We start from the raw sequence: 11,623 nt of genomic DNA on the forward strand, positions 1-11,623 counted from the left end.
TCAGTTGACTTCCATAGACCTGATGGCGATCTGTGCCGATTCAGTCTGGACGTACTTTTAAAAAAAATGAAACAAAGTTGACGCTGCTATTCGTCAATAAATTGGCTAGATTCTTTCGCTATTAACTTTATGCCAAACTATTGACCTTCTGGGAGCCATCCTAAACAATCGCCCCGGTAATGTCACATTGATATTTATGCGGCGACCTGCCCTTCAGCGTGTGATCCAGTTCCGGTTTTAAACTTTCCGACATACGGTCATTCCGGTTGCCATCTTCCGACGCAGCTCGACATTTTGCTGTGATTCAAGACAAGAAGTTCTGGGAAATCTTTACCATGCGTTCGCACCTGTTCAAGGCTCTACCCTTCGCTCTCGCCGCGTCTTTCGTACAAGCACAATCCTTACCAGAAGCCATGCAACAGGCGTTGGATGTCCATCCGGAAATCCAGGCAGGGGTCAACAGCCGACTGGCCGCGGATTATCAGTTAAAGGCTGCAAAAGGTGGATACCTGCCCAAAGTTGATCTGCTGGGCGGTTATGGCCGTGAAGGCACCGACAGTGTGACCACCCGCGCCAATGGTGGCGGCAATCACTGGGAAACCCTGAACCGCAGCGAGTCAAGTTTACGTCTCTCGCAAATGGTTTTTGACGGTTTTGCGACGTCCAGCGAAGTCGGGCGTCAACAAGCCACCGTCAACTCCCGCGCCTATTCATTGCTCGGCACTTCCGAGCGCACCGCGCTGACCGTGGCCCAGGTTTATCTGGACGTGCTCACCCGTCGCGAATTCGTGCGTCTGGCCGAAGAAAACCTCAAGAGCCACCAGCGCATCTACGACCAGATCCAGTTGCGCACCCAGCGCGGCGTCGGCAGCGGTGCCGACCTTGACCAGGCCGAAGCGCGGATGGCCCAGGCCCGCAACAACCTGATCACCGAGCAGACTAACCTCGCCGATTCGGAAACCAACTTCCTCAGCGCCGTCGGCCAGATGCCCGATCAGCTGGAGCGTCCGGCGCCGTTCATGGCGATGATGCCGGCCAACCTGAATGAAGCGCGCCAGCAGATGCTGGAAAACAGCCCGATCCTGCGCTCGGCCGAGTCCGATATCGCCGCTGCCGAAAAGCAGTACGAGACCGCCAAGTCGACCTTCTACCCGCGCTTCGACGCCGAGCTGGGCCGCACTGCCGACAACGATCTCGATGGCCAGAACGGTCACAACAATGAATGGCAGGCGATGCTGCGCATGCGCTTCAACCTGTATTCGGGCGGCAGCAACAAGGCGGATCTGGAGTCCAAGTCCTACCTGTCGAACCAGGCGCTGGACATCCGCAACAATGCCTTGCGTCAATTGAATGAAGAACTTGGCCTGGCCTGGAACGCCCTGAACAACGCCAATGCACAGGTGCCGATCGCTCAGCAATACGTTGATCACAGCACCGCGGTGCGCACCGCTTACCAGCGTCAGTTCAGCCTCGGCGAACGTACCCTGCTGGATTTGCTGGACAGCGAAAACGAGTTGTTCACCGCTTCGCGCCGTCTGGCTGAAATCAAAAACATTCAGTTATTTACTCAGTACCGAATCAAGGCGACCATGGGCGAATTGCTCAAGAGCCAGGGAGTGGTCGCACCTTTGGCATCCGTTGTGCAGAACGACGTGAAGCCCAAGGTCCAGCTGCCTGGGATGAATTGAGTTGTCCCTTTTCAACTGCTAAAGAGTGTCGAGCGTGGAATCAGAAGTCAGTCGAGTTCATCTCAGTCATGATCCACGCGCGTTGCACGACGATCCGTTACTGGATGGTCTGCTCGCTCTTTGCATGCTGCACCAGAAACCCGCCAGCGCGGCCATGCTGACCACCGGCCTGCCGCTACCCAAGCAACGCCTGAGTGTCGAGCTGCTGCCCCGTGCGGCGGCGCGCGCCGGGCTGCAGGGTCGGGTGCTGCAACGCAAGCTGGAAGAAATTCCGGCGATTGCCATGCCGGCGCTGTTGCTGCTCAAGGATGGCCGCAGCGCTGTCCTGCTCGGCTGGCAGGGCGAGAACGAAGCACGGGTGCTGCTCAGCGAAAGCGACGGCGGCGAGTCCCTGGTCAGCCGCGAACTGCTGGCCGACGACTACACCGGCAAAGTGTTTTTCGCCCAGCCCCAGCACAAATTCGACGTCAACCACGGCACGCTGATCCCGCGTGCGCGCTCTTGGTTTCGCGACACCCTCAAGCGTTCGCGCTGGCTGTACGCCGACGCCATCGCCGCCAGTTTCCTGATCAACATCATCGCCATGGCCGCGCCGCTGTTCGTGATGAACGTCTACGACCGCGTAGTACCGAACCAGGCCGAAGCGACCCTGTGGGTGCTCGCGCTGGGCATCACCGGCGCCTATCTGTTCGACCTGATCCTCAAGAGCCTGCGCAGCCTGTGTCTGGATCTGGCCGGCAAGAAAACCGACCTGATCATCTCCGCCACGCTGTTCGAACGCATCGTCGGCATGGCCATGAAATACCGGCCGGCGCGGGTCGGCAGCTTTGCCCAGAACATTCACGAGTTCCAGAGCCTGCGCGACTTCCTCGCCTCGCTGACCCTGACCAGCCTGATTGACCTGCCGTTCACCATTCTGATCTTCATCGTCATCGCCATTCTCGGTGGGCATCTGGTGTGGATTCCGGTGCTGGCCTTCCCGATTGCGCTGCTGATCGGCTACGCCTTGCAGAAGCCGCTGGTGGCAACCATGGAACGCACCATGGCGCTGGGCGCGGAGCGTCAGTCGAGCCTGATCGAAACCCTCGCCGGCCTCGACGCGGTGAAGGTCAACAACGCCGAAAGCGAGCGCCAGTACCAGTGGGAACAGACCATCGGCACCCTCAGCCGCCTCGAGCTGCGGGTGAAGATGCTCTCGGGTCTGGCGATGAACATCACCCTGCTGATCCAGCAACTGGCCGGGGTGATCATGATCGTCTTCGGCGTGTACCAGATCATCGCCGGCAACCTGAGCATGGGCGGCCTGATCGCCTGCTACATGCTCAGTGGCCGCGCCCTCAGCCCGCTGGCGTCGCTGTCCGGTCTGCTGACCCGCTACCAGCAGGCACGGGTGACCATGACTTCGGTCGATCAGATGATGGAGCTGCCGCAGGAGCGTAACTTCGAAGAGCGCCCGCTGAGCCGCAAGGTCCTGCAAGGTGCGATCGAATGCCGCCAGCTCAGCTTCACCTACCCGGAGCAACAGAACCCGGCGTTGAAGAACATCAACCTGGTGATTCGTCCCGGCGAGAAGATCGGCATCATCGGCCGCAGCGGTTCCGGCAAAAGCTCACTGGCGAAACTGCTGGTCGGCCTGTACCAGCCGGACGACGGCGCGTTACTGGTAGACGGCGTGGACATCCGCCAGATCGACGTCAGCGAGCTGCGCTACAACATCGGCTACGTGCCGCAGGACATCCAGCTGCTGGCCGGCACCCTGCGCGACAACCTGATTTCCGGCGCCCGTTACGTCGAGGATGAGTTGGTCCTGCAAGCGGCCGAACTGGCCGGCGTCCACGAATTCGCCCGCCTGCACCCGCAGGGCTATGAACTGCAGGTCGGCGAGCGCGGGCAGAACCTGTCCGGCGGTCAGCGCCAGAACGTCGCGCTGGCCCGGGCGTTGTTGCTCAATCCGCCGATTCTCTTGCTCGACGAACCGACCAGCGCCATGGACAACACCGGCGAAGAGCGCCTCAAGCAACGCCTCGCGGCGGTGGTGGAAAACAAGACCGTGGTGCTGGTGACGCACCGGGCATCGCTGCTGTCGCTGGTTGATCGCCTGTTGGTGGTCGACCGTGGACAGATTCTCGCCGACGGCCCGAAAGCGGCCGTCATGGAAGCGTTGAAGAAGGGGCAGATCAGTGTTGCTTAAGTCGGGTTTCAAGGATTCGATCCGCCGCTACTTCAAGGGCTCGGCATCGCTGCAGGGGCAGCCGCTGCCAGAGGTCAACAAGGCTTTGATCGAGGACGCGCCGCGTGTGGTGCGCCTGACGATCTGGGCGATCATCGGTTTCTTCGTGTTCCTGATGCTGTGGGCCAACTTTGCCGTCATCGACGAAGTGACCAAGGGCGACGGCAAGGCGATTCCCTCGTCGAAGATCCAGAAAATCCAGAACCTCGAGGGCGGGATCGTCTCCGAGCTGTTCGTCAAGGAAGGCCAGATCGTCGAGGCCGGCGCGCCACTGGTGCGGCTTGATGACACGCGATTCGTGTCCAACGTCGGCGAAACCGAAGCGGATCGCTTGTCGATGCTGCTACGGGTCGAGCGCCTGAGCGCCGAGGTCGATGACCGTCCGCTGAATTTCCCCGAGGACGTGCTCAAAGCCGTGCCGGGTCAGGCGAAGAGTGAAGAGTCGCTGTACATCAGCCGTCGTCAGCAATTGCACGACGAGGTCGGTGGTTTGCAGGAGCAGTTGATCCAGCGCCAGCAAGAGCTGCGCGAATTCACCTCGAAGCAGGCGCAATATCGCCAGCAACTGGGTCTGCAACGCCAGGAAATCAACATGTCCGAGCCGCTGGTGGCCCAGGGCGCGGTGTCGCCGGTGGAAGTGCTGCGACTCAAGCGTGCCGAAGTGGAAACCCGTGGTCAGCTCGACGCCACCACGCTGGCGATCCCGCGCGCCGAATCGGCGATCAAGGAAGTGCAGCGCAAGATCGACGAGACCCGTGGCAAATTCCGCAGCGAAGCCCTGACTCAGCTCAACGAAGCGCGCACCGACTTGAACAAGGCCCAGGCCACCGGCAAGGCGCTGGAAGACCGGGTCAGCCGTACGCTCGTTACTTCGCCGGTGCGGGGTATCGTCAACAAGATGCTGGTCAACACCATCGGCGGCGTGATCCAGCCGGGCAGCGACCTGCTGGAAATCGTACCGCTGGACGACACCCTGCTGGTCGAAGCGAAGATCCGCCTGCAGGACATCGCGTTCCTGCATCCGGGCCAGGAAGCCACGGTGAAATTCACCGCGTATGACTACACCATCTACGGCGGTTTGAAGGCCAGGCTGGAGCAGATCGGCGCCGACACCATCACCGATGAAGACAAGAAAACCACCTACTACGTCATCAAGCTGCGCACCGAGCGCAGCCATCTCGGCACTGACGAGAAGCCGTTGCTGATCATCCCGGGGATGGTGGCGTCGGTGGACATCATCACCGGCAAGAAGACGGTGCTGAGCTATTTGCTCAAGCCGATCATCCGGGCGCGGGCCGAGGCGTTGCACGAACGCTAGATTTTCATTTGCCCTTCACGCCTCATCGCTGGCAAGCCAGCTCCCACAGGAATCTCTGCTGGAACACGATCGTGTGCTCACCAAAGAATTCTGTGAGAGCGGGCTTGCCAGCGATGCGTCAGGTTGAACACCGCATACCTGTCAGTAAGTGACACAAATGGTCACTCACCATTCGGTCCATTCCTAAGCGATCGCCATATGGTTATTCGTTAACGGTATTTAAATTCCGCTTGTTATAGCTATAAAGTCAGCCTCCTGCGTACCTGCCGACCAATCGGCGCGCCGCACGACACTGGGGCGTGCAGCGCTGATTTTCTGATCTGCTAGCATTGCGTGCGAATCAATCCTGATCGGTCATGAGTGCTCAGCATGCAACTCCCGGACATGAACCTGTTGGTCGCCCTCGACGCCTTGCTCGACGAAGGCAGCGTGGTCGGTGCCGCACGGCGGATGAACCTCAGCCCGGCGGCCATGAGCCGTACGCTGACGCGGATTCGCGAAGCCATTGGCGATCCGGTTCTGGTGCGTGCCGGACGCGGTTTGGTGCCTACGCCCAAGGCTCTGGAGTTGCGCGAGCAGGTGCGCGATGTGGTCGAGCAGGCGGCGCTGCTGTTTCGCTCGGCGGATGCCGTTGAACTGGGCACGTTGCGCCGGCGCTTCAGCATTCGCGCCAACGATTTTTTCGTCGGCGTGTACGGCGGCAAACTGTTCGACACCCTCGATCAATTGGCGCCGCACTGCGAATTGCGCTTCGTTCCCGAAGGTGACGGCGACGATGAAGCCTTGCGCGAAGGGCGGATCGACCTGAGCGTGAGCAACACCCGCCCGGTGACCCCGGAAGTCAAAATACAGAACCTGTTTTCCACCCACTTCGTCGGGCTGGTGCGCGAGGACCATCCGCTGCTGGATGGCGAGATCACCGCCGAGCGGTACGCCGGGTTTTCCCACATCAGCATGTCCCGCCGGGGCATTGCCCGGGGGCCTATCGACACCGCGTTGAATGCCCTGGGCCTGGAGCGGCGAGTCGCAGTGATCGCGCCGAGTTTCCACGCGGCAATGTTCGCGCTGCCGGATTCCGACCTGATCCTGCCGGTGCCCAAGGAAGCGCTGCTCAGCGTGCGACGGCTGGGTTTGAAGCTGCGCTCGTTCGATCTGCCGATCCCGCTGCCGACGCTGATGCTGACCCAGGCCTGGCACCCGCGTTTCGACAAGGATCCGGCCCATCGCTGGCTGCGCGAAACCCTCAAGACCTGCTGCGATGAAACCTGGCTGGCGGCGCAGCCCTGAGAGTTGCGTCTGATGCACTTATAAACTGCCGAGAAGTCAATTTTCGTCAGCACTAAGCCCTACTACCATGCTCCGGTATTTTTCCCTCCGGAGTTTGCCTGCATGACATCCCTGACGGTTACGGCGCCGATTGCCGCTGCCGCTCCGATGGCCGCCGCGCCACCGGTGTTCGGGGCGCGGATCATCATTGGTCTGGTCGGCGTGCTGCTGGCGGTGCTGGTGTCGGGTCTCAACGAGATGGTGACCAAGGTCGCCCTGGCCGACATTCGCGGCGCCCTGAGCATCGGCTACGACGAAGGCACCTGGCTGGTCGCCGGCTACACCGCGATGTCGGTGGCGGCCATGGCGTTCGCGCCGTGGTGCTCGGTGACCTTTTCCCTGCGTCGCTTCACCCTGTGCGCCATTGGCGTGTTCACCCTGCTCGGGGTGCTCTGCCCGTTCGCCCCGAACTACGAAAGCCTGCTGCTGATGCGCATCCTGCAAGGTCTGGCTGGCGGCGCGTTGCCGCCAATGTTGATGACCGTTGCGCTGCGGTTTTTGCCGGCCAACATCAAGCTTTACGGTCTGGCCGGTTATGCCCTGACCGCCACCTTCGGCCCAGGCCTTGGTGCGCCGCTGGCGGGGTTGTGGACTGAATACGTCGGCTGGCAGTGGACTTTCTGGCAAATCATCGTGCCGTGCCTGATTGCCATGGCGATGGTCGCCTGGGGCATTCCACAGGATCCACTGCGCCTGGAGCGGCTCAAGTCGTTCAACTGGAAAGGCCTGCTGCTGGGCTTTCCGGCGATCTGCATGCTGGTGATCGGCCTGTTGCAGGGCAATCGTCTGGACTGGTTCGAGTCGAATCTGATCTGCGCTTTGCTCGGCGCCGGTTCGCTGTTGCTGGTGGCGTTTCTGATCAATGAATGGTCGCAGCCGATTCCGTTTTTCAAGTTGCAGATGCTCGGCATTCGCAATCTGTCGTTCGCGCTGATGACGCTGGCCGGCGTGCTGGTGGTGCTGTTGGCGGTGGTGCTGATTCCATCGAGTTATCTGGCGCAGGTGCAGGGTTACCGGCCGGTGCAGACCGCGCCGATCATGCTGCTGGCGGCGTTGCCGCAACTGATCGCGCTGCCGCTGGTGGCGGCGCTGTGCAACCTGCGTTGGGTCGATTGCCGCTGGGTGCTCGGCATCGGTTTGAGCATGTTGACGCTCTCCTGCCTGGGCGGCTCGCAGCTGACTTCGGTGTGGATTCGCGACGATTTCTACGTCCTGCAATGGCTGCAGATTTTCGGCCAGCCGATGGCGGTGCTGCCATTGCTGATGCTGTCGACCGGCAGCATCCAGCCGCAGGACGGGCCTTTCGCTTCGGCGTGGTTCAACACCGTGAAAGGCCTGGCGGCGGTGGTCGCCACCGGCGTGATCGAGGCGCTGACCACTTCGCGCCTGCATTTTCACTCGACGATGCTGGTCGATCGCCTCGGCAATTCGCCGCTGGCCGCCAGCAATGACCCCGGCCTCGCTCATCGCCTGCATGAACAGGCGGTGGTGCTGACTTCTTCGGATCTTTACCTGTGCATGGCTGGCGTCGCGGTGGCGCTGATCCTGCTGATTTTCTGGCTGCCGACGCGGATCTTCCCGCCGCGCGCGCCGACCTGACTGAAATAGAAGGTTCTTATGACGACTCAAGCAAAGCAAAAACTCGCGGTGGCTGTGGCCGCTGCGCTGGCGGTCGGTGTGCTGGTGTATCTGGCGATGCCCGGTCTGTTCGGCAAGCGCACTCAACAGAACACCAATGATGCCTTTGTCTCCGCCGACTTCACTCTGGTGGTGCCGCGTGTGGCGGGGTTCATCAAAGAAGTGCTGGTGGAAGACAACCAACAGGTCAAGGCCGGCCAGTTGCTGGCGCTGATCGATGACCGCGACCTGCGCGCCGCTGCAGAGGCCGCCGATGCGCAAACCCTGGTGGCTCGCGCTCAACTGCAGAACGCCAAGGCCACGCTGGAGCGCCAGACCTCGGTGATCGCTCAGGCGCAGGCGTCGGTGGTGTCGGCCAAGGCTGAAATGGCTTTCGCCCAGCAGGAATTGAACCGCTACAACCACCTCGCCGGCGTCGGTGCCGGCACCGTGCAGAACGCGCAACAGGCGCGCACCCGGATCGATCAGGCTTCTGCGCGTCTGGACACGGCCACGGCGAAACTGGCGGCGGAACGTAAGCAGGTCGAGATTCTGACGGCGCAGCGCGATGCCGCCGAAGGCAGTTTGAAACACGCTCAGGCCGCGCTGGAAATCGCCAGTTTCGAGCTGTCATACACGCGCATCACCGCGCCTCAGGACGGCATGATCGGCGAACGCGCGGTGCGGGTCGGCGCCTATGTGACGCCGGGCAGCAAACTGCTGGCGGTGGTGCCGCTGAAACAGGCCTATGTGGTCGCCAACTTCCAGGAAACTCAACTGACTGATGTGCAGCCGGGGCAGGACGTTGTCGTGCGGGTCGACAGCCTCGGCGGCGAAGCCCTCACCGGCCGCGTCGAGAGCATCGCTCCGGCCACCGGCGTGACCTTCGCGGCGGTCAAACCGGACAACGCCACCGGCAACTTCACCAAAGTCGTGCAGCGGATTCCGGTGAAAATCCTGCTGGAGCCTGGCCAGCCGCTGGCCGAACGCTTGCGGGTGGGAATGTCGGTGGAGGCGAGCATTGATACCAAAAGCCCGGCGACGTCGATGCGTGAGGTGACGCAGCGATGAAGCACCTTCAGTCCATGACCGTGGTCCTGAGTCTCTCGGCGTTGGCGGCCTGCACCGTCGGCCCGGATTTTCAGAAGCCCGAAGCCACGCGGATTGCCGAGTGGGCAAAACCGTCAAAAACCGCCGTCAGCAAGACTGTCAGCGAACCGTTGAACGAGCGCTGGTGGGAAGTCTTTCACGACGCGCAACTGTCGGCCCTGACCCAGCGCGCCTTGCGCAGCAACCTTGACCTGCAACTGGCCAGCAGCCGCCTGCAACAAAGCCGCGCGGCCCGTCAGGTGATCACCGCCGATCGTTATCCAACGACTGCCGCCACCGGCAGCTACGCTCGCAAACGAAACAGCGGCGAAGGCCTGAACGATCCGTCCGGGCACAATGGCGATTCTGCGTTCAACCTGTGGGATGCCGGATTCTCCGCCTCTTGGGAACTGGATTTCTGGGGCCGTGTGCGCCGGGAAACCGAAGCCGCCGATGCCAACCTCGAGGTCGCGGAAAACGACCGTCGCGGCGTGCTGCTGGCGGTACTCGCGGACACCGCGCAGAACTACATCCAGTTGCGCGGCGTGCAAAACACCCGCGCGGTCACCGAGCAGAATCTCGATTTGGCGCGGCACAGCCTGAAACTCTCGCAACTGCGCCTCAACGACGGCGTGGCCACCGATCTCGACGTCGCCGAAGCGGCCGCACAAGTGGCGGCCATCGAATCGCGGCTGCCGGCACTGGAGCAACGTCAGGCGCAACTGATCAACGCCATCAGTCTGTTGATGGGTGAACCGCCGCAGGCTCTGTCCAAAGCGTTATCCACAGATGCCCCAGTGCCACAGTCGCCACTGACTGTCGCCATCGGCTTGCCGTCGCAACTGGCCGAGCGCCGCCCGGACATCCGCCAGGCCGAAGCCCGGTTGCACGCCGCCACCGCCAATATCGGCGTGGCCAAGGGCGATTTCTATCCGCGCATCACCCTGTCCGGCAATCTCGGTTCGCAGGCCATGCAACTCAGCGACTTCGGTTCCTGGGGCTCACGCGCCTTCGGCATCGGCCCGCAATTCAGCCTGCCGCTGTTCGACGGCGGCCGCTTGCGCGGCGTGCTGCAACTGCGTGAGGCCCAGCAGCAGGAAGCGGCGATCGGTTATCAACAGACCGTCCTGCGTGCCTGGCACGAAATTGACGACCAATTGACCGCGTACAACGCCAGCCAGCGCCGGCGCGACAGCCTCGCCGAAGCCGTGCGCCAGAACCAGATCGCCCTGCGCACCGCGCAACAGCAATACGTCGAAGGCGTGGTCGACTTCGTCAACGTCCTCACCGTGCAAGGCGCACTGCTCGCCACCCAGGAACAATGGGTGGAAAGCTCCACCGGCGTTTCACTGGCGATGGTCGGCCTGTACCGGGCGTTGGGTGGGGGATGGGAGTCGGTGTATCCGGTGGGAGTTCTCGCTACCAGTAATCCGGTTTGATCGCTGGCTTCTTATGAGTGGGGACTCGGTGGGGAAATTGGTGCATCAGCAATTCTTCAGCGGTGATGACACGTCGTATCCAATGCGAGTGATCTTTCATCGAGCCAGGAGAGGGGCGATTGAGCCCGGCTCTATGGGGAAGTACGACACCCACTACTACTCCGGGAAAGTCTGAGCGTATAGCTCGTAACGCGGGGGTCATGTCGGTGTCGCTGGAGACCAGCACTATCTGGTCGAGACGCTCATCGGGATCGAGCAGCGACTGACGACATGCTGTGCGATACATGCTGATTGCGATGTGAACGTCAGTTTCCTTTTCTTCGAGCTTCCAGATGTCGACTTTGTCCTGGCGTGAAGCGCCAGTGTTTCTATCGATAAACCTGGGAGCCTTGGCCGGCTCAAGGTGATGGCGGCCAAAGTGCACTGAGACATTGGTTGATCTCAAGGCCCTGATGTAGGTGTCCTGGGCTTCCTTGGAAACGCGGCCGCGAGTTGCCAGTTCAGGTTTGATGGGGGAGGTGAAATAGTCGATCGAGATGACGGAGCTTTTTGGATTTTCTATGTGGGCCACATGAATCAACAAGCCTCTGAGATTGAGCCACTTGTAGGGTGTACCTGCCAGAAGCCCATAGAACATGTTGTAGCCATCTACAAAGAAAGCAGTTCGCACAAATCGATCCTCAGAAACGAAAAAACCGGCCTAAGCCGGTTTCTTCACCCCAACTGCCAGCGAACTGAATCGCTACGTACGGGGTTGAGTAAGGCAATCCTAGATTGAGTGCGTCATGCAGGTCAACCGTCGTTTTATCATTCCCTCACCCAGCTGTTTTATCTTCAGCGCCGGCTCATCAGATTTGTTGTCTCGTCTCGTCAGGGGTCAAGGTTTTCCAAAGCTTCTGTATGAGCAATTGTTGCC

At 61.1% G+C, this 11,623-nt stretch carries 8 protein-coding genes; 7 read left to right on the forward strand and 1 reads right to left on the reverse strand.

The genetic code is table 11. From position 1 onward, the window contains the following. The first annotated feature begins 335 nt into the window (after window positions 1–335). The 7 genes from I5961_RS00705 (at window position 336) to I5961_RS00735 (ending at window position 10,707) form a co-directional block, all read left to right on the forward strand. Window positions 336–1,688, forward strand: a complete 1,353-nt coding sequence (locus I5961_RS00705) for a TolC family outer membrane protein (RefSeq protein WP_085698122.1) — start codon at window positions 336–338, stop codon at window positions 1,686–1,688. A 34-nt stretch (window positions 1,689–1,722) separates the two neighbouring features. Further along, window positions 1,723–3,879, forward strand: a complete 2,157-nt coding sequence (locus tag I5961_RS00710; RefSeq protein ID WP_039773034.1) for a type I secretion system permease/ATPase — start codon at window positions 1,723–1,725, stop codon at window positions 3,877–3,879. Continuing rightward, on the forward strand, window positions 3,869–5,236 hold the full coding sequence (locus I5961_RS00715; protein WP_227234057.1) for an HlyD family type I secretion periplasmic adaptor subunit: 1,368 nt from the start codon (window positions 3,869–3,871) through the stop codon (window positions 5,234–5,236). Before I5961_RS00710 ends, I5961_RS00715 begins: the two co-directional genes overlap by 11 nt. Window positions 5,237–5,605: 369 nt before the next feature. Further along, window positions 5,606–6,523 (forward strand): LysR family transcriptional regulator, encoded by a 918-nt coding sequence (locus I5961_RS00720; RefSeq protein WP_085697925.1) that lies wholly within the window; start codon window positions 5,606–5,608, stop codon window positions 6,521–6,523. A gap of 102 nt (window positions 6,524–6,625) precedes the next feature. Beyond that, entirely contained in the window at window positions 6,626–8,161 is a 1,536-nt protein-coding gene (locus I5961_RS00725; protein WP_227234059.1) for an MFS transporter, read from the forward strand. A gap of 18 nt (window positions 8,162–8,179) precedes the next feature. Further along, window positions 8,180–9,250, forward strand: a complete 1,071-nt coding sequence (locus tag I5961_RS00730; RefSeq protein WP_227234060.1) for an HlyD family secretion protein — start codon at window positions 8,180–8,182, stop codon at window positions 9,248–9,250. Further along, the gene (locus tag I5961_RS00735) at window positions 9,247–10,707 is read left to right on the forward strand and encodes an efflux transporter outer membrane subunit (RefSeq protein ID WP_227234062.1); all 1,461 of its coding nucleotides are present in this window, start codon (window positions 9,247–9,249) and stop codon (window positions 10,705–10,707) included. Before I5961_RS00730 ends, I5961_RS00735 begins: the two co-directional genes overlap by 4 nt. Here the strand turns inward: I5961_RS00735 and I5961_RS00740 are convergent. Next, complete coding sequence (locus tag I5961_RS00740) at window positions 10,688–11,377, reverse strand: NYN domain-containing protein (RefSeq protein WP_085684355.1); 690 nt, start codon at window positions 11,375–11,377, stop codon at window positions 10,688–10,690. The genes I5961_RS00735 and I5961_RS00740 overlap by 20 nt on opposite strands. Window positions 11,378–11,623 lie beyond the last annotated feature (246 nt).

The organism is Pseudomonas sp. IAC-BECa141 (genome assembly GCF_020544405.1).
Classification (GTDB): domain Bacteria; phylum Pseudomonadota; class Gammaproteobacteria; order Pseudomonadales; family Pseudomonadaceae; genus Aquipseudomonas.